Source organism: Rhodomicrobium sp. Az07 (assembly GCF_018619475.1).
Lineage (GTDB): Bacteria > Pseudomonadota > Alphaproteobacteria > Rhizobiales > Rhodomicrobiaceae > Rhodomicrobium.
In genome coordinates, this window is sequence record NZ_JAHFZG010000007.1 from 97,132 (window position 1) to 115,783 (window position 18,652).

20 protein-coding genes are annotated in these 18,652 nt (G+C 61.6%); 16 read left to right on the plus strand and 4 right to left on the minus strand.

The window, feature by feature from the left end; genetic code table 11:
- Positions 1 to 116: 116 nt before the first annotated feature.
- The 3 genes from KKP04_RS07205 (at position 117) to cysK (ending at position 3,614) form a co-directional block, all read left to right on the plus strand.
- On the plus strand, positions 117 to 1,079 hold the full coding sequence (locus KKP04_RS07205; RefSeq protein ID WP_215028535.1) for an ArgK/MeaB family GTPase: 963 nt from the start codon (positions 117 to 119) through the stop codon (positions 1,077 to 1,079).
- Between the two features lie 130 nt (positions 1,080 to 1,209).
- Positions 1,210 to 2,313 carry a cell wall hydrolase gene (locus KKP04_RS07210; protein WP_215028537.1) on the plus strand — a complete coding sequence of 368 codons (1,104 nt, stop codon included), beginning with the start codon at positions 1,210 to 1,212 and terminating at the stop codon, positions 2,311 to 2,313.
- 332 nt (positions 2,314 to 2,645) lie between these two features.
- Complete coding sequence (cysK, locus tag KKP04_RS07215) at positions 2,646 to 3,614, plus strand: cysteine synthase A (RefSeq protein WP_215028539.1); 969 nt, start codon at positions 2,646 to 2,648, stop codon at positions 3,612 to 3,614.
- A gap of 19 nt (positions 3,615 to 3,633) precedes the next feature.
- On the opposite strand, the gene KKP04_RS07220 is transcribed toward cysK, so the two are convergent.
- Positions 3,634 to 3,867 carry a hypothetical protein gene (locus tag KKP04_RS07220; protein WP_215028541.1) on the minus strand — a complete coding sequence of 78 codons (234 nt, stop codon included), beginning with the start codon at positions 3,865 to 3,867 and terminating at the stop codon, positions 3,634 to 3,636.
- A 158-nt stretch (positions 3,868 to 4,025) separates the two neighbouring features.
- Here KKP04_RS07220 and KKP04_RS07225 point away from each other — a divergent pair, with 158 nt between their 5' ends.
- The 5 genes from KKP04_RS07225 to KKP04_RS07245 all read left to right on the plus strand — a co-directional run bounded on the left by KKP04_RS07225 (position 4,026) and on the right by KKP04_RS07245 (position 7,794).
- Complete coding sequence (locus KKP04_RS07225) at positions 4,026 to 4,448, plus strand: DUF1489 family protein (RefSeq protein WP_215028543.1); 423 nt, start codon at positions 4,026 to 4,028, stop codon at positions 4,446 to 4,448.
- A 293-nt stretch (positions 4,449 to 4,741) separates the two neighbouring features.
- Complete coding sequence (locus KKP04_RS07230; protein ID WP_215028545.1) at positions 4,742 to 5,344, plus strand: superoxide dismutase; 603 nt, start codon at positions 4,742 to 4,744, stop codon at positions 5,342 to 5,344.
- Positions 5,345 to 5,558: 214 nt separating this feature from the next.
- Positions 5,559 to 6,602 (plus strand): glycosyltransferase family 2 protein, encoded by a 1,044-nt coding sequence (locus tag KKP04_RS07235; RefSeq protein WP_251133959.1) that lies wholly within the window; start codon positions 5,559 to 5,561, stop codon positions 6,600 to 6,602.
- Entirely contained in the window at positions 6,602 to 6,985 is a 384-nt protein-coding gene (locus KKP04_RS07240; RefSeq protein ID WP_215028546.1) for a GtrA family protein, read from the plus strand. Before KKP04_RS07235 ends, KKP04_RS07240 begins: the two co-directional genes overlap by 1 nt.
- 5 nt (positions 6,986 to 6,990) lie before the next feature.
- Positions 6,991 to 7,794 (plus strand): ChbG/HpnK family deacetylase, encoded by an 804-nt coding sequence (locus KKP04_RS07245; RefSeq protein ID WP_215028548.1) that lies wholly within the window; start codon positions 6,991 to 6,993, stop codon positions 7,792 to 7,794.
- On the opposite strand, the gene KKP04_RS07250 is transcribed toward KKP04_RS07245, so the two are convergent.
- From KKP04_RS07250 to KKP04_RS07260, 3 genes are all read right to left on the minus strand, one after another.
- A complete protein-coding gene (locus KKP04_RS07250) occupies positions 7,748 to 10,144 on the minus strand; it encodes a hypothetical protein (RefSeq protein WP_215028549.1) in 2,397 nt (798 codons plus the stop codon). The genes KKP04_RS07245 and KKP04_RS07250 overlap by 47 nt on opposite strands.
- 286 nt (positions 10,145 to 10,430) lie before the next feature.
- Positions 10,431 to 11,042 carry a GNAT family N-acetyltransferase gene (locus KKP04_RS07255; RefSeq protein WP_215028552.1) on the minus strand — a complete coding sequence of 204 codons (612 nt, stop codon included), beginning with the start codon at positions 11,040 to 11,042 and terminating at the stop codon, positions 10,431 to 10,433.
- A 3-nt stretch (positions 11,043 to 11,045) separates the two neighbouring features.
- Positions 11,046 to 11,228, minus strand: coding sequence for a hypothetical protein (locus KKP04_RS07260; protein ID WP_215028554.1), 183 nt, complete (start codon positions 11,226 to 11,228; stop codon positions 11,046 to 11,048).
- 482 nt (positions 11,229 to 11,710) lie between these two features.
- Here KKP04_RS07260 and KKP04_RS07265 point away from each other — a divergent pair, with 482 nt between their 5' ends.
- From KKP04_RS07265 to KKP04_RS07300, 8 genes are all read left to right on the plus strand, one after another.
- Entirely contained in the window at positions 11,711 to 13,645 is a 1,935-nt protein-coding gene (locus tag KKP04_RS07265; RefSeq protein ID WP_215028556.1) for an ATP-binding protein, read from the plus strand.
- A 97-nt stretch (positions 13,646 to 13,742) separates the two neighbouring features.
- Positions 13,743 to 14,108: an NADH-quinone oxidoreductase subunit A gene (locus KKP04_RS07270; RefSeq protein ID WP_215028558.1), complete on the plus strand. Its 366-nt coding sequence runs from the start codon at positions 13,743 to 13,745 to the stop codon at positions 14,106 to 14,108.
- Between the two features lie 95 nt (positions 14,109 to 14,203).
- Positions 14,204 to 14,758: an NADH-quinone oxidoreductase subunit B family protein gene (locus tag KKP04_RS07275; RefSeq protein ID WP_251133960.1), complete on the plus strand. Its 555-nt coding sequence runs from the start codon at positions 14,204 to 14,206 to the stop codon at positions 14,756 to 14,758.
- A gap of 8 nt (positions 14,759 to 14,766) precedes the next feature.
- On the plus strand, positions 14,767 to 15,384 hold the full coding sequence (locus KKP04_RS07280) for an NADH-quinone oxidoreductase subunit C (RefSeq protein WP_215028560.1): 618 nt from the start codon (positions 14,767 to 14,769) through the stop codon (positions 15,382 to 15,384).
- 113 nt (positions 15,385 to 15,497) lie between these two features.
- The gene (locus KKP04_RS07285; RefSeq protein WP_215028561.1) at positions 15,498 to 16,151 is read left to right on the plus strand and encodes a class I SAM-dependent methyltransferase; all 654 of its coding nucleotides are present in this window, start codon (positions 15,498 to 15,500) and stop codon (positions 16,149 to 16,151) included.
- A 41-nt stretch (positions 16,152 to 16,192) separates the two neighbouring features.
- Positions 16,193 to 17,440: an NADH-quinone oxidoreductase subunit D gene (locus tag KKP04_RS07290; RefSeq protein ID WP_251133961.1), complete on the plus strand. Its 1,248-nt coding sequence runs from the start codon at positions 16,193 to 16,195 to the stop codon at positions 17,438 to 17,440.
- A gap of 119 nt (positions 17,441 to 17,559) precedes the next feature.
- A complete protein-coding gene (locus KKP04_RS07295) occupies positions 17,560 to 17,838 on the plus strand; it encodes a hypothetical protein (protein WP_215028563.1) in 279 nt (92 codons plus the stop codon).
- A 251-nt stretch (positions 17,839 to 18,089) separates the two neighbouring features.
- Positions 18,090 to 18,575, plus strand: a complete 486-nt coding sequence (locus tag KKP04_RS07300; RefSeq protein ID WP_215028566.1) for a hypothetical protein — start codon at positions 18,090 to 18,092, stop codon at positions 18,573 to 18,575.
- The last annotated feature ends 77 nt before the right edge of the window (positions 18,576 to 18,652 follow it).

The following is an 18,652-nucleotide window of genomic DNA, read 5'->3' on the forward strand; positions in this document are numbered from 1 at the left end:
AAAGCCCGCGCTTGCTCTTTCGGCCAATGGACGATGGGACAGCGCGGGAGTTAACTCGGTAGCGGACGAGCGCTGATCGGCGCACGCTAACGCAAAATACTTCGCCGGACGAGCGCATGACAGCGAACGCGCCTTCACTCTTTCCCACGCTCGACGCCATCCGCGAAGGCGGCAAGGGAACGGTCGCTGCGGCGTTGTCTTCTATCGAGGCCAATCCCGGACCGGCAGCGAGCCTGCTCGACCAAGCCTATGAAGAGCCGAAGGGCATCGCCCTTGGCATCACCGGGCCGCCCGGCGCGGGCAAGTCCACCATGATCAACGCGCTCATCGCGGGATGGCGCAAGGCGGGGCAGACGGTTGCCGTGCTCGCGGTAGATCCGTCGTCACGCGCGAGTGGCGGCGCGTTGCTGGGCGACCGCGTGCGCATGCGAAGCGACCCCGAGGATAACGGCGTGTTCATCCGCTCGGTCGCCGCGCGCAACCGCCTCGGCGGCCTCGCCGACATCGCCTACCCCGCCGCGATCCTGCTCCGTGCCGTCTACGACCGCGTCATCATCGAAAGTGTCGGCGTCGGCCAGTCCGAGACGGACATCACGTCCGTGTCAGATACCGTGGTGCTGTGCATTCAGCCCGCTTCGGGGGATTCGCTCCAGTTCATGAAGGCGGGCATCGCCGAAATCCCCGATGTCGCCGTCGTCACGAAGGCCGATATCGGCGCCGCCGCCACGCGCGCGCTGTCCGACCTCAAAGGCGCGTTGTCGCTGGCCCATCGCGACGCGGATGTGTGGACCCCGGAATGCCTTGCCGTATCGGTCACGAGCGGCGCGGGCCTGTCGCCGCTGTTCGAGGCATTCGCCCGGCATGAGGCATGGCTACGCGAGGACGGCCGCCTCGCGCGACTTCGCGCCGTCAAGGCGCGCAACTGGGTCGAAACCGAAATCGCTTCGGAGTTCGGCCGCAAGGGTCTTGCCCTCGCAGAACGCGAATTCTTTAACGACTGGAATAACCGTCCGTTTACCACGATCCGGCGCGCCGCCGCCGAGTTCCGCGTTTCGCGCACACCGTCTCGCAGCGCCTGAACGCCCGCCGTAAAGCACTTCCGTAATTTTGACACCAACGAAGCTATAGCTGGATAGCTCGAATTGTTTGGCGTCGCCTAACCGGCTGTTAACCGTCGGGCGTTATGGTCTGCGTTGCGTAGGAGTGTCGATGAGAAGCAGTCGTCCGATGACCGGGGATCAGGGGCAAAGCAGGGCGCTCGTTTCGCGACCCCGGCAGCAATTCGAGGTCATCCGGAAGCCGACGTTCGCGGTCGAAGCGCCGCATGCCGTTCCACTCACACTGAAAGCACGCCGGTCTTTCGTTAAACTTGCCGGCTATACGATGCTCGCCGGTATTTTTGCCATCGGCGGTTATGCGTGGCGCGATCCCGACATCCGCCGCGCCATCGATTACCGCGTCACGCTGCTGACCACGACAGGCGTTTCGCAGGTCTCTCCCACCCTCGTCGAAACGGCCGAAGTGGCGGAGCCGCTTACACCGCAGGTCGCGCACCTCTTTTACGACAGCCAGAAAGGCCCTCGCGCCGACAAGTTCGCCTACGCGCTGAAAGTCGTCGGCACGGACACGATCGCGCGCCGCATGAAGGCCAATCCTTTGCGCCTCGATCCCGCGAAGGCTGCCTTCGATCCGACGCAAACCGCGGCGCTGGCGAGCGCCTCGCTGTTCATGACCGCATTCGCACCGCGCGACGAAGCGCTGGACGCACCGACCCCGCCGGAATCGCGCGAGCCGGAATGGGCCGGGCTGCTCAGGAACGCGAGCCTTTCGCCGGAGCAGCCGAAGACGTTGTTCGGCGGCTTGACCGAAGACGAATTTCGCGCGCGCGAGCTGCGCTGCATGGCCACCGCGATCTATTTCGAGGCGCGCGACGAACCGGCGAAGGGCCAGATCGCCGTCGCGCAGGTTGTGATGAACCGCATCAGAAGCCCGTTCTACCCGAAGACCATTTGCGGCGTCGTCTATCAGGGCGAGCGGCGGCGCACCGGCTGCCAGTTCTCGTTCACCTGCACCGGCAAGCGAAATTCCGTTAAGGAACGCAAGGAATGGGCAACGGCGGTGAAGCTCGCGAAGCAGGTGATCGCGGGCGAGGTTTGGCTCGACGAAGTGAGCTATGCCACGCATTACCACGCGACCTATGTTCATCCTTCTTGGCGGCATGAGTTGATCAAGGTGACACAAATCGGCGGCCACATCTTTTACAGGATGAAGCCGGGCACCGTGCAACTGGCGCTTCTGAAAGAAGGCCTTTGATCGTCGGCAAACGCGACGCAAGCACCACCTTCGTTTCGCACGCGCTTTACAGAAACAAGGCTATCGGCGCAATGTCCGTTTTGCGATTGGGTTCGCCCGTAACAAAATAAAACGGAATCCAGTCGATCTGCACAGGCGTAATTCCTTTTTTGTCAGTGCAGCCATGTTCATCTGGTCAAAATCTCACCGAAGCGTAAGTATTCGCAAGGAGCGTTCACGAATGCGTAACGCCGGGCATTGCGTCGGCGCGCGATGCCGAGGGTTATGGTTCCGTGTGTCTTGTCGAAATCCGGGCGCGCAGGGGCGCGTCACATCGAAACCGGGAGAGTGTCATGGCTGAGAAGAACCACACACCAGGACGGGGGCGCGTCTACGGGTCCATCACCGAGACCATCGGCGACACGCCCATCGTCCGACTCGACAAGCTTGCGAAGGAAAAAGGCGTCAAGGCGCACCTCCTCGCGAAGCTCGAATTCTTCAACCCCATCGCCAGCGTGAAGGATCGTATCGGCGTGTCGCTCATCGACTCGCTCGAAAAGCAGGGCAAGATCGAGCCGGGCAAGAGCACGCTGATCGAGCCGACCTCCGGCAATACCGGCATCGCCCTCGCCTTCGTCGCCGCCGCGCGCGGCTACAAGCTCATCCTCGTCATGCCGGAAACGATGTCCATCGAGCGGCGCAAGATGCTGGCGCTGCTTGGCGCGGAACTCGTGCTGACGCCGGGCGCGCAAGGAATGAAGGGCGCGGTGGCGAAGGCGAACGAGCTTCTCGCGGAATATCCGGACGCCGTGGTTCCGCAGCAATTCGAAAACCCGGCCAACCCGGAAATCCATCGCCGCACGACCGCCGAGGAAATCTGGAACGACACCGAGCACAAGGTCGACATCGTCGTGTCCGGTATCGGCACGGGCGGCACGATCACGGGCGTGGGCCAGGTGCTCAAGCCGCGCAAGCCGAGCCTGAAAATCATCGCGGTGGAGCCGGAGGAATCGCCGGTGCTGTCGGGCGGCAACCCCGGTCCGCACAAGATTCAGGGCATCGGCGCGGGTTTCGTGCCGGGCGTGCTGGATCGCGATGTGATCGACGAGATCGTGAAGGTCAACAGCGCGACGGCGCTGGAGACGGCGCGTCACGTCGCGCGGCTCGAAGGCATTCCGGTCGGCATCTCCTCGGGCGCGGCCATCGCGGCGGCGATTGAGGTCGGCTCGCGGCCCGAGAACGCAGGCAAGAACATCGTCATCATCGTGCCGAGCTTCGCCGAGCGCTATCTGTCGACGGCGCTTTTCGATGGGCTTGCCTAAGCTTCCGCGCTCCCCCTGCCTAATCGGGAATGTCGATCAACCCCCTGGCGTTGGGCTTCGGCTCGATGCCAAGGGACGCAAGACGGTCCAGAAGCACAGGCGTCGGCACAATGCCGTCTGCAAGCGAGTTCCGGCAGACGTTGCAGATAATGACGTCCCAGCTTTTGCAATAGCGTGCTCGATAGGCGTTCGGACCGAACCTCCTGTCGAAGCCGCATAAAAAGCATCGCTCCAGTACGCAAACTTCGATCATTTTTCCTCGCGAGCATGAGCACGCGAGACTTATCGCCATGCAAGCTTGCGCGGGTCTCGTGCCGCTGAAGGGGCGATTGTGTTTGTCCAGCCGCCTCCGTATGATCGGGCGTCTACCGCATAACTCCGCCGTTCGCCCGCACACACTCACCGCGCCGCATGTCCACCGTACACATCCTGAAGCTCTGCGTGGGCCGCGACAGCGTCGAAGCGCTCGCCGACTGGCAGAAGCAGCGCCTCGCGGCCGGAGATGCGCTCATCCACACGACGCGCCAGACGCCCCGCCGCGACGGCTTCGGCGAGGGGTCATCGCTCTATTGGGTGATGGGCGGCTTTGTCCGCGTCCGCCAGGGGATCGTGACGCTGCATGAAATTCGCGGCGCGGACGGCATCATGCGCTGCGGCTTCGAACTGGACCCGCAACTCGTGCCGACGGAGCCGGTACCGCGCCGCGCGTTTCAAGGCTGGCGCTATCTCGCCGAGAGCGAAGCGCCGCGCGACCTGAATGCCAAAGCGGCCGCCGAAGAAGGCGCGATGCCGCCGGAGATGCGCGCCGCGCTCGCCGAGCTTGCGCTGATCTGACCATGGATCGCGCACCCCGCAGACGCGTATTCCGCTTCGCGTATGGTTAATGAAACTGAACGAAACATTCATGTGCCGTTCAGGTGGAAAAGCGCAATCTCCCATTCATCCGATCCCTGACGGTTAACCATCACGAACCTTTCCTCGGCCCACACGGGAGGTATGCAGTTCAGGGGCTGCATACCTCTCTTTCTTTTTACCTGAAGCTCGTCCGCCGGCGCTTGTGAACCTTTCCTCGGGAACCTAGTTTTTGAAGCAAGATCAAAAGCAGGTTCAACAAAAAGGAGAAGCACGTGGCATTCGAACTTCCCGCCCTCCCCTACGCGTACGAGGCCTTGCAGCCCTATATGTCGGCGGAGACGCTGCAATATCACCACGACAAGCACCATCAGGCCTACGTCGACACGGGCAACAACCTGCTCAAGGGATCCGGCCTCGAAGACAAGAGCCTCGAGGACATCGTCAAGGCGGCCTACGGCAAGAACCAGCCGCTGTTCAACAACGCCGGCCAGCATTACAATCATCTGCACTTCTGGAAGTGGATGAAGCCGAACGGCGGCGGCAAATCGCTGCCCGGCAAGCTCGCGGCGAAGATCGACAGCGATCTCGGCGGCTACGACAAGTTCCGCGAGGCGTTCATCGAGGCGGGCAAGACGCAGTTCGGCTCCGGCTGGGCTTGGCTGACGTGGAAGGACGGCAAGCTCGAAGTCACGAAGACGCCGAACGGCGAAAACCCGCTCGTGCATGGCGGCGTGCCGCTTCTGGGCGTCGATGTCTGGGAACACTCCTACTACATCGACTATCGCAACGCGCGGCCGAAATATCTCGAAGCGTTCGTCGATAATCTCGTCAACTGGGAGTATGTCGAGGAGTTGTTCGACAAGGCCCACGGCTGACGCCCGCCGAGATACCGATTGCATGGAACGGCCGGGGATTTCCCCGGCCGTTTGTCTCGCGCGCGCTTCAGGCAACCGGCGCGGCGACGCCGCCCCATTGATTGCGGGCGAGCGCGTCATGAGCTAAGTGAGTTGCGTTGGTGGAGCGAGTTTGACATTTGCGCGCGGAGATGCCGCAAACGATGCAGATGTCGGATCGGGCCACGAGAAGCGCATGCTTGTCAGAGTATTCATGGATACGCGCCGCCCCCCACTGATTTCGGTCGTCCTTCCCGCCTATAATGAAAGCGAAGGGCTGCCCATCGTCGTCTCCTCGATTTTCCATGCGCTGGCAAATACCGGCTTGGCGCACGAGATCCTTGTCATCGACGACGGCAGCACCGACGGCACGCGCGAGGTGATGCTCGACCTGTGCGCGAAGCAGCCCTCGCTGCGCTACGTCCGCTTCTCCCGCAATTTCGGCAAGGAGGCCGCGCTATCGGCCGGGCTTCGGACGGCGGAAGGCGATGCCGTCATCCTGATGGATTCCGACGGGCAACATCCCCCTGCCCTTATCTCGCTGTTCCTCGACAAATGGCGCGAGGGCGCCGAGGTCGTCGCGGGCGTTCAGAACGAGCGCCTCGAAAGCTGGCTGAAACGCTGTTTCAAGGCCGGGTATTACTGGCTGATGCAGGCGGGCAGCAATGTCGTGATCCCGCCGGACGCGGGCGATTTCCGACTCATCGACCGCAAGGTTGTCGACGCCATCAACGCCCTGCCGGAACGCAACCGGCAGATGAAGGGGCTTTTCGCCTGGGTCGGCTTTCGCACGGTTTTCGTGCCGTTTCAGCCTGAGCAACGCGTTGCGGGCGTTACGAAATTCACATGGCGGCAGCTTATCAAGCTCGCCTTTACGGGCCTCACCTCGTTCAGCGTCGTGCCGCTGCGGCTCGTTTCGCTGACCGGACTTCTCATATCGAGCATCGCATTCCTTTACGGATGCTACCTCCTGTTCGAGCACTACGTGCAAGGCAGCCGCGTGCCGGGCTGGCCGACGCTCGCCGTCGGCATGATGTTCCTCTCGGGGGTGCAGCTTCTGGCGCTTGGCGTCATCGCGGAGTATCTCGGACGCACCTTCGAGGAGGCCAAGCAGCGCCCGATCTACATCGTCGCCGAGGATAACCGCGCGAAGTCTCCGCCACACGCGCCTTCCCCCGTCCACGACGGGACGCCATGTGTGGCAGAGGCGCGGGCCTCCGCTAAAGACGGGCTCTCGTGATGCGGCAGATCGCGATTTTCGTCGCCGTCGGCTGCGCCGCCGCGCTCACGCATCTCGGCGTCGTGGCGCTCGTGGTGGAACTTTTCGGCCTGTCGCCGCTCGCCGCGAACGTAATCGGCTTCGGCATCGCCTTTTTCGTCAGTTTCGGGGGGCATTCGCGCTTTACCTTTCCCGTGTCTCATGACAGCCTCGCGACGGCCAGGCGTCGCTTCTTCGCCGTCGCCTTTGCCGGGTTCGCGATCAATCAGGCCGCCTACGCGGAACTCTTGCGCGTATTCGGCCCAACCTATTATCTTCCAATGCTTGCGGCCGTGATCTTGGGTGTCGCTGTCGCCACGTTCCTCCTCTCGAAGCTCTGGGCCTTCGCTCAGCCGCAAGGCTAGCTCTCATGAAAAACATCATCATTAACGCGGACGACTACGCGCTGGACGAACGCGTGGATGCCGCGATCCTCGAACTGGCCGACAACGATGTCGTCACCGCTGCGAGCGCCATGGTGCTTTCGCCGCGATGGATGGTCGCGGCTCGCTCATTGAGGACCGCGCCGCTGTCCGGCGGTCTCCATCTCGACCTCACCAGTCCGTTCGCGGAAGGCGCAAAGCCGAACCATCGTCTTTCGACGCTGATCGCGTTGGCGCACGCACGCCGCCTCGACCTCAAGCTCGTGCGTCAGGCCATCGCGAAGCAACTCCTCATTTACGAGGAGGGCATGGGCGCCGCGCCGCACTTCGTCGACGGCCACCAGCACGTGCATCATCTTCCCGGTGTGGCGGAGGTTCTCGTCGACGTCCTGTCCGACCGTTACGCGGGCAATGCGCGGCTCATCGGCCTTCGCATCTGCACGCCTAAGATCAAGCGCGGCACGAAGGCGGCGGTGATCGCGCGAACGGGGGCGGAGCGGCTGTCGAAGCTCGCCGAGGAGCACGGCCACATCACCAACACGGATTTCGCGGGCGTTTACGACTTCTCCGAAAAAGCGAGCCTTCCGCAGCTTTGGCAGGGATGGCTCGAAAGCGCGTCCGGCGCATGGCCTCTCATCATGTGCCACGTCGCCAAGCCGGGCGGGGCCGATGGGGAAAGCGATCCCATCAGAGCCGCCCGCATCCGGGAATACGACTGGCTGCGAAGCCCGGCCTTCGCCGCTCTCAACCAGCGGGTTTCGGCGAAACCGGCAGGCTGGCCTCAGGCCTGATCCGCGGCGGACGGAGCGGCAGGCCCGGCTCAAGCGATTTCCCTTCTAGCCGCGCGCGGATTTCCCTGATCGCGCCTTCCACAGGTTTGAATTCGAACCGCACGAGATGCCTGCCCGCGGGCACCTGTATCGCCCGGAACAGCACATTCGCGCGGTAGATGTCGGCCGGTTTGCCGTCGACCGTGCCGAACCACCAAGGATGCCAGTTGTCGTTCAGGACGACAAAGCCGGGGGCGGGCGTTTCCACTTCCACCTCGACGACCGTATTCCGATAGGACTTGAGCGACGTCCGCGCCTCCGGCATCGACACGGGTTTGGGCGGCAGCACGACCATTTGCGGCCGTTCCGCGTGGAAAAGCACCGTGCGCCGTAGATCGAAGACCGGCCAGCGGCCATCCTTCTTGAGCTGGGTGAAGTTCGCGGGCTGCCAGTCGAAGGCGAAAAGCACGCGCGGCATGGCGCGCGGGTTCTCGTAAATGTAGGCGTCTTTCGTGTGCCCGACGAGCTTCAGATCGCCCGGCTTCAACTGCTTGTCGAGGTGCTCGATGGGCGCATCGATAGCGATGTAGCGAATGCCCATCATGTCGGCGAGCGTCGAACGGTAGGACGGGAACAGCGGCGTGAACTCGCGCTGATAGGTTTCGGCGGTCGTTTCGACATCGCCCATCGCTTCCACGAATTCCGCGATGCGAAGCGGGTTGTAACCAAGCGAATGGTCGAAGTTGTGTACGAGGCTCGTGTTGGGCCATTCGAAGCCGAGGCCGACAAGTTCCACCCGGTCGCGCCGTGCCGATCCCGGCGGCTGCGCCAACCGCTCCTTCAGAAGCGCGAGCGTCTCGTTCTTCGTATCGACGCGCAACTCGTCATAGGTGGACGGCGGCAGCGCGGTCGAACGATTCGGGCCGTTGTTAAGGACGAGATCGGCCGTCATGAAACCGCCAAGCGCGAGGACCGCCAGCGCGCCCTGCCCTGCAACGGCATATCGGCGCGCGAAGACGAGCGTGCCCCAGGCAAGCGCGAAGACGGCGAGCGCCAGCGCAACCGGCTCCAGCGCGTCGAAGAAGTGCTGATGAAAGGCCGCGACACCGAGGCCCGAAAGGCACAAGGCCCCGATCCCCAACGCGAGCCACTTCGCCTGCTCGCGCGTGAACTCATCCGCGCCGGAAAGGACACGGTGCAGCATGTAGCCGCCAAGGATCGCCGTCATGGCACAGAGCGCATAGGTGGCGTCGGCGGGCCTGCGGAACATGTCCACGCCGGGCAGATAGTGATAGAGAAGCGTAAAAACGCCCGTGTAGCGGCCGAGCGCGTAAAGCAGCAGGCCCAGGATGGCGAGGCTGAAGAAGCGGATTTCGCGCTCGAAGATGCGCCCCTTGATAAAGCCGACGCCAAGCAGCAAAAGCACGGGCAGCGCGCCGATATAGAGCTGGCCCATGTTTTCCGTCATCGCAAGCCAATCGGCGGGCCATTCGATGCTCGCCGGGCCCCAATAAGGCTCCTCGATCTTGACGCCGAAAAGATCGGGAATGAGCGTCGTCAGGAGCGACGCCGGATGCAGAGCACCGCGCGCGGCCTCGTCGAACGGGATTTCAGGGCGGTTCGAATGCTCCACGAAAAGGAAGGCAAGCACGATAGGCCCCGCCGCGATGAGCGTGGCCGCGATGGTTCCCCCGGCTAGCGGCAGGATGCTCTGGCGCACCGACTGCCAAAAGCGCGGCGCCGTCGCCCAGTAATGGACGGTATAGCCGAGCAGCACATAGGCGCCGATCAGCGCGATCTGTCCGGGCTGGATGATCATTCCCGAAGCCGCGACACCGGCGAGCGTGCCGTACAGGATCGATTTGCGGTCGAGCGCGCGCGCCAGAAGCCACAGGCAGAGCATGAAGAACGCGAAGGCTTCGATCTGCGCGATGTGCTGGATGCGCCAGATCGCCGAGCCGCCAAACGCTGCCCCTAGCGCCGCCACCGTCGCCGCCGCCGGATGCCAGCCCCGGTCGCGGAACAGCATCAGAACCGAAAAAGCGGCGAGCCCCAGCAACAGAAAGCAATAGAAATCGAGTTGCCGGAAGCTCGGGGCGGGGTCAAGATAGGCGAGAAGGAAGGCGGGCGAAAAAATCAGCGACTGCGGATCGGCGATCTGTGGCGATCCGCCGAAGACGTTCGGTGCCCAGAACGGCGACTGCCCCGTATGGAGAGCGTTGGCCAGAAACTGAAGCTGAGGCTGGAAATGCGCCTTTGCGTCATAGGGGATGGTCACCTCCCCCGACAGCCAAGGCCATGAGAACGCGAGCCAGCCGATCGCCACCGCGATGAGCGCCCCGATGTAGCCGCCGAGATGCCGTAACTTCATTGACTGCCGATCCCGAAATGAAAGATGCGCGCTTCTATGCAACCTCAATTTGTTCTTTTTTGTGAAAGCTTGCGCCTCGCGAATGGTCTGGCGGCGGGTGTAGCTTTCGAATTCGACGTTTGAGCGAAAGCTCTCAGAAACCGGAGACAATGCCAAATTCGCTCCACGAGAGCCCGTTCCGATCTGATTTCGATTCAATCAGATCGGATCCGGCTTTAGCCATTACGTCGAATGAATTCAGCTGGGTTGAACCGACTCGATTTGCCTCGGAGGGCTCCACCGCCGTTTATACGCCATCGCCCGACGTCTCGGCGCCTGCGACGCCGGTCTTGCCAAGCGGTTGCCAAATTGCTGATGCACCAGACATCCACTCGCGGCGCAGGATGGCGTATTGCATGGTGTTTTCGTAGATCGGATTGCCCGCATCGTCCTTGGTGAACGATACGAACTCGACGAACACACCTTCCCGGCGCATGCCCAGCTTTTCGCAGAGGCGCTGCGAGGGCTTGTTGTGGTCTTCGACATAGGCATAAAGCCGGCGAAATCCCTTTGCCCGGAAAAGATGGTCGAGCAGGGCCCTTGCAGCTTCGAACGCATATCCGCGACCACCGAATTGCGGATTGAGGTTCCAGCCGACCGAGGCCGTCTCGTCTTCCTCATCTTCTCCGGCGCCGCCGAACAGATCGCCGATGACCTGACCGGCCTGCTTCAGGCATATCGCCACGCAGCCCTCGTCGAGGGCGCGTTTCCTGACCTCGATCTCCGCCTCAGCCAGGTCTGCGAGCTTGAGCGAGAGGAAGCAGGGGGCGGTAGGCGCGCGCAGATAAGCGAAGAGGTCCGCTGCATCGCCCTCCCGGAACGGCCTGAGGATCAGGCGCTCGGTCTCAATGATCTGCATGTCCTATACTCTGGAAAAGGCTGTCAATGATGACGCACGGGAAAGGCTACGATACCCGGCGAGGGTGAGGAATACCACGACCGCCAGCATCGCGATCACCCCGGCAGCCGTCGTCAGGAGGACCGTGTGCGTTTGGGTGAAGGCGGCCTTGCCTGCCTCGATCAATGCCGCATAAAGGATTCGCACCTCGAACGCCGGACACCCGGCATTGTGACGCTGTCTTGAACCGTAGCAAAGAACTCGCGTCTCAGTGATGCCGTTTTCCCCTGCACCGGCGAAGAAAAGGCGTTCGTCTGCCGACTGCCTGTCTGGGCCGGGTCAAATCGTGCCAGTTCGCCTGCCTCGCTCCATCTTGCTCCACATGGAATATGTCCTTATTTCATCGGGATAACTTGTTTTTCTTCAATGAGTTATCGTGTTGCCGCGTCGCGGTTTATTCAAATTGAACCGCGGGTCTTAGCAGCGTGAAAGCAGTGGCTTATCCCTCTACGGCATTTCACTTGACCCTGACGCGCAAGCGCGCAGTTTGATGCGTAATTGATCGGGCTTATCGGTTTATAGCGTCTGATAGCTCACCGAGTTGTTCAACTCTCCTGTATGGATTTCGAGAGGTGATGATCCTGCAAACCCTTGCAAGGGAAGACCTGTGCGCTCCGCCGGATGACAGCATGCAAGATGCTGTCGTCGTGACGGACGAGACAGGCAAATTCCTCTGGGCCAACGCGGGCTTCGCGCGGCTCACCGGAGTTCCCCCGCACGAAATTGCCGCGCGCACACCATCGTCGCTGCTGCTGTCGCCCGGCATGAACAGCAATGCGGTGGCGGCCGCGCTTCTGCATGCGCTCGAAGCGCAAGAGCCGGTCAAGACGCAGGTTCTGGGCGAAAGACGGGGCGTTCCCGTCTGGTTCGACCTCGAAGTGATGCCGCTTCTGGACGCGGACGCGCGTATTCGCGGGTTCGTCGCCATCCAGCGCGACATAACTTTTTGCGTCGGCAGGGATTGCGATGTCACCAGGGCCGTGCTCGGAAGCAGCAAGGCCGAGGGACGCTTGCGCGCCGCGGTCGAGGCCATCTCGGACGGATTTGCCATTTACGATGAAAACGATCGACTGCTCATCGCCAACGAGGCGTTCAGCAAGCTTCATGAAGGCATCGAAGACGCTCTCGGCCCTGGAGCGTCGTTCGAAGAATTGTTGCGAAGCACGCTAGCGGAAGGGTTGATCGATATCGGCGATGAAAGTCCCCAGCGCTGGCTCGACCGTCAGCTTGCGGCCTCCAGACACGCTTTTTCAGAAATGCACATGCGGTTCGCCAACGGCTGCTGGATGTCGCGTCGCCACAAGCGGATGGAGAACAACGAAACCGTTCGCATATGGACCGATATCAGCTCGCTGAAACGTCAACAGGCCGAGCTTGAGGACGCGCGCGTGCGCGCCGAGTCGGCCGACAGGGCGAAAAGCCAGTTCCTCACGAACATGAGCCATGAAATGCGGACGCCCATGAACGGCATCATCGGCTTCAACGAGCTGCTGCTTCAGGGCAATTTGAGCGACACGCAGCGCGACTACGCGACGCTGATCCAATCGTCGTCCAAGTCGCTCATGTCGCTCATCGACGAGATCCTCGATCTCGGCAAGATCGAGCGTGGCACGCTCGAAATCCAGAGCGCGCCGTTCAAGCTGAATGAGCTGATTTCCGCTGCGCGCTCGCTTCAGGCGCTGGCCGAGGAAAAGGCGCTCGGCTTGAAGATTTGCAGTTCCCTGCCGTCGCAGACGATCGCCATCGGCGACGCGGAGCGTATTCGCCAGATCCTCGTCAACCTGCTCGGCAACGCGATCAAGTTCACCGAAACGGGCGAGGTGACGCTATCGATCGCGGGCGATGACAATGGGTTGGCCCTTACCGTCAGCGATACGGGGCCTGGCATCGCCGCCGATCGGGTTCGCAAGATTTTCAATCGCTTCTATCAGGACGATAACCTTTGCTCCGGCAAGGTTCAGGGCAGCGGCCTCGGCCTTGCCATCGCGAAGGAACTCACCGAACTGATGGGGGGCACAATCACGGTCGCGAGCGAGCGCGGACAAGGGGCGACGTTCCGGGTGTGGCTGCCGCTCTGGCTCGACAACGATCAGGCGCAATTACCCGCCGCGCTGGGCGGCGCGGGCGCGGAGGAGTCGGCGCGACTCACGCCGTGCGTCTACGACGTGCTCGTTGCGGAAGACCACCCGATCAATCTCAAGCTTGCGCTCGCGCTTCTGCAAGCGGCCGGATGCGAGACTCACTCGGCCGAGAACGGTCAGCAGGTGCTCCTGAAGCTCGAAAAGCGCGATTACGATCTCATTATCATGGATAGCCAGATGCCCATCATGAATGGCGTCGAAGCCATCAGGATCATCCGTCACCGGCTCGACTGGAAGCGGGACATCCCGATCCTGTCGCTCACCGCCGATGCGATGAAGGGAGCTGAAGCATATCACGCGTCCGCAGGGGCGGACGGGTATATGGCCAAACCGCTGAAAAGCGATTGTTTCATCTCGACGGTTAAGCGACTGGCGGAGCGGGGCCGCGATCTTCGTCTTCGCAATCAGGAGAAGGCCGCCTGACGGATCGACGAACCGCCGTTGCGCACAGTGCGAAAATCGTGCAAAAAGGAGAAACGTAGCGAAAGCGCAGCCGCTCCTTATCCGCGAACGAGCCCTCATGACCGAACTGCTTCAGCAATATTTTCCGCTTGTCATCTTCCTTGGCGTTTCGCTCATCATCGGGCTTGGCCTGCTCGTCGCGCCGTTTTTTGTCGCACCGAACAACCCGGACCCGGAGAAGGTCGCCGCGTATGAATGCGGCTTCCCGGCTTTCGACGACGCGCGCATGAAGTTTGACGTGCGGTTCTATCTGGTGGCGATCCTGTTCATTATCTTCGACCTCGAAGTGGCCTTCCTGTTCCCTTGGGCGGTCGCGTTCAAGGAGGCCGGTGTCGCCGGTTTCTGGGCGATGATGGTGTTTCTTGCGGTGCTCACCATCGGCTTCATCTACGAATGGAAGAAGGGCGCCCTCGACTGGGACTGAGCCGCCGCGTCATTTCGCCTTGTGTCAAAAACCGCTTGGCGTTTGCCTCCATCTCGCCATATATCGCTCATGGTTAAGCGCTCAACGTTGGATCGATGATCACGCCCGGATTTCCCCAGCCCTTTTATGACACGCCCGGTCGCGCCCAAGCCGGAGCGGCCGTCGATTTCGACGGATTGAACGCGCAGCTTGCGGACAAGGGGTTCCTCGTCACAAGCACGGAAGACGTCATCAACTGGGCGCGCACCGGCTCGCTCATGTGGATGACGTTCGGCCTCGCCTGCTGTGCCGTGGAAATGATCCAGGTGTCGATGCCGCGCTACGATCTGGAGCGTTTCGGCACGGCTCCGCGTGCAAGCCCGCGCCAGTCCGATCTGATGATCGTGGCGGGCACGCTGTGCAACAAGATGGCGCCCGCGCTCCGTAAGGTCTACGACCAGATGCCGGAGCCGCGCTACGTGATCTCGATGGGCTCCTGCGCCAATGGCGGCGGCTATTATCACTATTCCTATTCGGTGGTGCGCGGCTGCGACCGCATCGTGCCGGTGGATGTCTACATTCCCGGCTGCCCGCCGTCGGCCGAAGCGCTGCTTTACGGCATCATGCTGCTTCAGAAGAAAATCCGCCGCACCGGCACGATTGAACGATAGGCGAATCGATGACGAACACGGCGAAGCTCGAAGCGCTGGCCGAAGCCCTGAAAGGCGCTTTCCCCGAAGGCGTCACGGAGACGCGGTTCGCGTTCGGCGAGTTGACGGCGATCGTGGATCGCGCCGGCATTCCCGCCATCGCCGAGTTCCTGCGCGACGATCCCGCGTGGCGCTTCACCATCCTTATCGACATCTGCGGCGCGGATTACCCGGAGCGATCCGAGCGCTTCGAGGTGGTCTACCACTTCCTGAGCGTCTACCAGAATTTGCGCGTGAGGCTGAAAACCGCAACTGATGCGGCTTCTCCGGTGCCGAGCCTCGTCGGGGTGTTTCCCGCCGCGAACTGGTTCGAGCGCGAAGCCTACGATCTCTACGGCATCCTGTTCGAAGGCCATCCCGACCTTCGACGCATCCTCACCGACTACGGTTTCCGCGGCCATCCGCTGCGCAAGGACTTCCCCCTTACCGGTTTTGTCGAAGTGCGCTACGACGAAGAGCAGAAGCGCGTCGTCTACGAGCCGGTGAAGCTTCCGCAGGAATTCCGCAGCTTCGACTTCCTCTCGCCGTGGGAAGGGGCGGACTATCCGCTCCCGGGCGACGAGAAGGCGACAAAAGACGTGCGATGAGATGTTTCGCCAAGGCGTTGGCCTGTATAACGCTGAAAGGCTGAAGTTTCCATCTTGTTTACATTTCCGCTCTGGCCCCTTAGAACGTCATTGTTGCGGGCTTGGAGGGTGTGATGGCGATTGGCGAAACGAGCATGCCGAAAAACACGGGCTGGGGGCCGCAAAGCCGACATCGTCAAAGCTGGCATGACAGAAGCATTTTTGCGGCTCGTCTCCTCCGTGCCGGAGATGTCGTCTGCGACCTCGGTGCCGGTTCGCAATCGTTCAAACAGGTCTTGCCGGCAGGAGTCGGATATGTCCCTGTTGATTGCGTTGATGCCATCCCCGGCACTTATGTCGCGGATTTCAACCAATCGGCGTTCGCGCTTCCTGATGCGCCGTATAACGTGCTGACAGCATTAGGCTTGATCAACTGGCTGGACGATCCGCAGCGCTTTCTTTCGCGCCTCTGCAAGCTGGCAGACGGCAAGTTCTTCATTTTTACCTACGACCTGTGGCCAAGCAAAAAGAACACGCCGGGCCTCTCTCATCCAGAGATCGGCACGTTGGAAAGCGCTGTCTATTTGTTTTCGCCTTATATCCGCAATCTAACTCCAATTATAGTCTATCGCCGCCGCGTTTTGTTCTCAGGGACTTTAGGACTTGGCGAGGCATGCCACAGTGTTCTCCCGTCTACGACAAAAATATATTTAAGATATCTCCGTCCGCAGGAGTATATTTTAATGAAGTTTTTTGGGCTGGACATGATGCCCCGGCGGCTTGCATAAGTGTCAGGTTAAGAACCCCACTTCAAGACGAGCTGAGAGAGATGGCTGACGGCAGCGGCGCGGTAAGCGAGGCCTACAAGGTGGAAACGAAAAGCCAGGAGCGTCCGCCGGAGAACCGTAACTTCACGATCAATTTCGGGCCGCAGCATCCGGCCGCGCACGGCGTGCTCCGGCTGATCCTCGAACTCGACGGCGAGGTCGTGCATCGCGTCGATCCGCATATCGGACTGCTCCATCGCGGCACCGAGAAGCTGATCGAGCACAAGACCTATCTTCAGGCGATCCCCTATTTCGACCGGCTCGACTACGTCGCACCGATGAATCAGGAGCACGCTTTCTGCCTCGCGATCGAGAAGCTGCTCGGCGTGACGCCGCCGATTCGCGGCCAGCTTATCCGCGTGCTCTATTCGGAAATCGGCCGCATCCTCAACCATCTTCTGAACGTCACCACGTTCGCGCTCGACCTCGGCGCGCTGACGCCGCCCCTTTGGGGCTTCGAAGAGCGCGAAAAGCTGATGGTATTCTATGAGCGCGCGAGCGGTTCGCGGCTTCACGCCAATTATTTCCGGCCCGGCGGCGTTCATCAGGATCTGCCGCAGGCGCTTGTCGACGATATCGAGGCGTGGTGCGACAGCTTCCTCAAGGTGCTGGGCGACCTCGATACGCTTCTGACCGATAACCGCATCTTCAAGCAGCGCACGGTGGATATCGGCGTCGTCAGCCTCGAAGATGCGATGGCCTACGGCTTTACCGGCACGATGCTGCGCGGCTCCGGCGCTGCCTGGGACTTGCGCAAGAGCCAGCCATACGAATGCTACGCCGATCTCGACTTCGACATCCCGATCGGCAAGAACGGCGACAACTGGGACCGCTATCTCATCCGCATGGAAGAAATGCGCCAGTCCGTCCGCATCATGAAGCAGTGCATCGAACGCATGAATTCGCCCGCCGGCAAGGGGCCGGTGCTGATCCGGAACAACAAGGTGGCGCCGCCGCGCCGCGAGGAGATGAAGCGCTCGATGGAGGCGCTCATCCATCACTTCAAGCTTTATACCGAAGGCTTTCGCGTGCCGGAAGGCGAGGTTTACGCCGCCGTCGAAGCACCGAAGGGCGAGTTCGGCGTCTATCTCGTGGCGGACGGCACCAACCAGCCATATCGCTGCAAGATCCGCGCGCCCGGCTTCCCGCATCTCGCCGCGATGGACTTTCTGTGCAAGGGGCACATGCTGGCGGACGTGGCGGCCATCCTCGGCAGCATCGATATCGTTTTCGGCGAGATCGACCGCTGATCGCTGTTGCGGCGCGCAAACCGGCGTCGCACGCGTGCTTCGAGGCGAATTAGACGACGAGTCGGTGACGGGGCGCGCGGCGGCGCTTCGATGCGCGATAAATAAAGGGGGTCGGCGCGATGTGGAACGTGATTGCCGGGGTGTTGGCGGCGGTAATTGGCGCTGGCTTCGGTGCGTTTGCCAAGTCTACCGGCATACTCGGCATCGACGCCGGGCCGTTTTCGGTCGTCTTCATGTTCCTGTCGCTGGTGCTGATCTCGCTCATCTTCCAGTTTCGCGTCAATATGCGCGACAGGGGCGATGGCCGCGGCCTCAGGATTGCGCCCCCCTCGCCGGATATCATGATCGAGGCGGCGATCTTCTTTGCGGCCGCGCTTACGGCGATGCAGAATATCTGATCGCGGCGGCGGGGGAAGCGCGCTATGTGGGGTTTGCAACCTCCAGCGCTTCTGCGCCTGCATGAACGGCTTGCGTTCCGGCACGCGCCGGGTTCGCGCAAAAATGCGATCTTCACATCCCACCCCTCGAATGCCCGCGTCGGAAACAACCAGATCGGGATCGACGGGCAACAGCGTTTTCGAAACAATTGCCGGAGCGTCCCGCCCGCGCTAAGTGTCAAGACAAATGCGCAGTTCGAGGGATGGGGCGAATGACGGATCTGGCAGTGACGGAGCGAGCAGCCGCGGCGCCCGACAACGGTTTTTCCTCCCCGGAGCGCCTCGGCCTTCACCTCCTCGAAATCGGGCGCATCCAGAACAATTCCGGCTCGCTCCTGCAATTCGTCGCGATCCTGTTCGCGGTCTGCATCTACTTCTTCAACGCGCTCGTCTATCCGGCCTCGCCGAACCGCACGCTTTACGCCGTGATGCTCGCCTTGAACGCCACGCTTATCGTGGCCGCCTGCTTCTTCTACCTTCGCTGTCTGACGCTGTCGGTCGGATGGAGCGCGATCAGAAATCCGAAGACGAATTATCATCTTCTCTCGACGCTCGGCGAAAACGAGATGGAAGAGACGCTTCTGCGCGTCATCCGCTCTTTCCGGCGCGGCACCTACTGTTTCGCGGCGAGTTTCTTCACGACGCTCGTCTCGCTCGTGCTCGTCGCACTGGGATACACGAACATGCTGCCATCCTGAGCGCTTACCCGTCGATATTCCTACGGGATGCGCTCGCTTAACCTCTGGCGAAAGCGGCGTATCTCGGTTATTAACCA

Bases quoted from the DNA above. Each gene is read 5' to 3' on its own strand.
- KKP04_RS07205 (WP_215028535.1), top strand. From the start codon at position 117: ATGACAGCGAACGCGCCTTCACTCTTTCCCACGCTCGACGCCATCCGC.
- KKP04_RS07210 (WP_215028537.1), top strand. From the start codon at position 1,210: ATGAGAAGCAGTCGTCCGATGACCGGGGATCAGGGGCAAAGCAGGGCG.
- cysK (WP_215028539.1), top strand. From the start codon at position 2,646: ATGGCTGAGAAGAACCACACACCAGGACGGGGGCGCGTCTACGGGTCC.
- KKP04_RS07220 (WP_215028541.1), bottom strand. From the start codon at position 3,867: ATGATCGAAGTTTGCGTACTGGAGCGATGCTTTTTATGCGGCTTCGAC.
- KKP04_RS07225 (WP_215028543.1), top strand. From the start codon at position 4,026: ATGTCCACCGTACACATCCTGAAGCTCTGCGTGGGCCGCGACAGCGTC.
- KKP04_RS07235 (WP_251133959.1), top strand. From the start codon at position 5,559: ATGCTTGTCAGAGTATTCATGGATACGCGCCGCCCCCCACTGATTTCG.
- KKP04_RS07240 (WP_215028546.1), top strand. From the start codon at position 6,602: ATGCGGCAGATCGCGATTTTCGTCGCCGTCGGCTGCGCCGCCGCGCTC.
- KKP04_RS07245 (WP_215028548.1), top strand. From the start codon at position 6,991: ATGAAAAACATCATCATTAACGCGGACGACTACGCGCTGGACGAACGC.
- KKP04_RS07250 (WP_215028549.1), bottom strand. From the start codon at position 10,144: ATGAAGTTACGGCATCTCGGCGGCTACATCGGGGCGCTCATCGCGGTG.
- KKP04_RS07255 (WP_215028552.1), bottom strand. From the start codon at position 11,042: ATGCAGATCATTGAGACCGAGCGCCTGATCCTCAGGCCGTTCCGGGAG.
- KKP04_RS07265 (WP_215028556.1), top strand. From the start codon at position 11,711: ATGCAAGATGCTGTCGTCGTGACGGACGAGACAGGCAAATTCCTCTGG.
- KKP04_RS07270 (WP_215028558.1), top strand. From the start codon at position 13,743: ATGACCGAACTGCTTCAGCAATATTTTCCGCTTGTCATCTTCCTTGGC.
- KKP04_RS07275 (WP_251133960.1), top strand. From the start codon at position 14,204: ATGATCACGCCCGGATTTCCCCAGCCCTTTTATGACACGCCCGGTCGC.
- KKP04_RS07280 (WP_215028560.1), top strand. From the start codon at position 14,767: ATGACGAACACGGCGAAGCTCGAAGCGCTGGCCGAAGCCCTGAAAGGC.
- KKP04_RS07285 (WP_215028561.1), top strand. From the start codon at position 15,498: ATGGCGATTGGCGAAACGAGCATGCCGAAAAACACGGGCTGGGGGCCG.
- KKP04_RS07290 (WP_251133961.1), top strand. From the start codon at position 16,193: ATGGCTGACGGCAGCGGCGCGGTAAGCGAGGCCTACAAGGTGGAAACG.
- KKP04_RS07295 (WP_215028563.1), top strand. From the start codon at position 17,560: ATGTGGAACGTGATTGCCGGGGTGTTGGCGGCGGTAATTGGCGCTGGC.
- KKP04_RS07300 (WP_215028566.1), top strand. From the start codon at position 18,090: ATGACGGATCTGGCAGTGACGGAGCGAGCAGCCGCGGCGCCCGACAAC.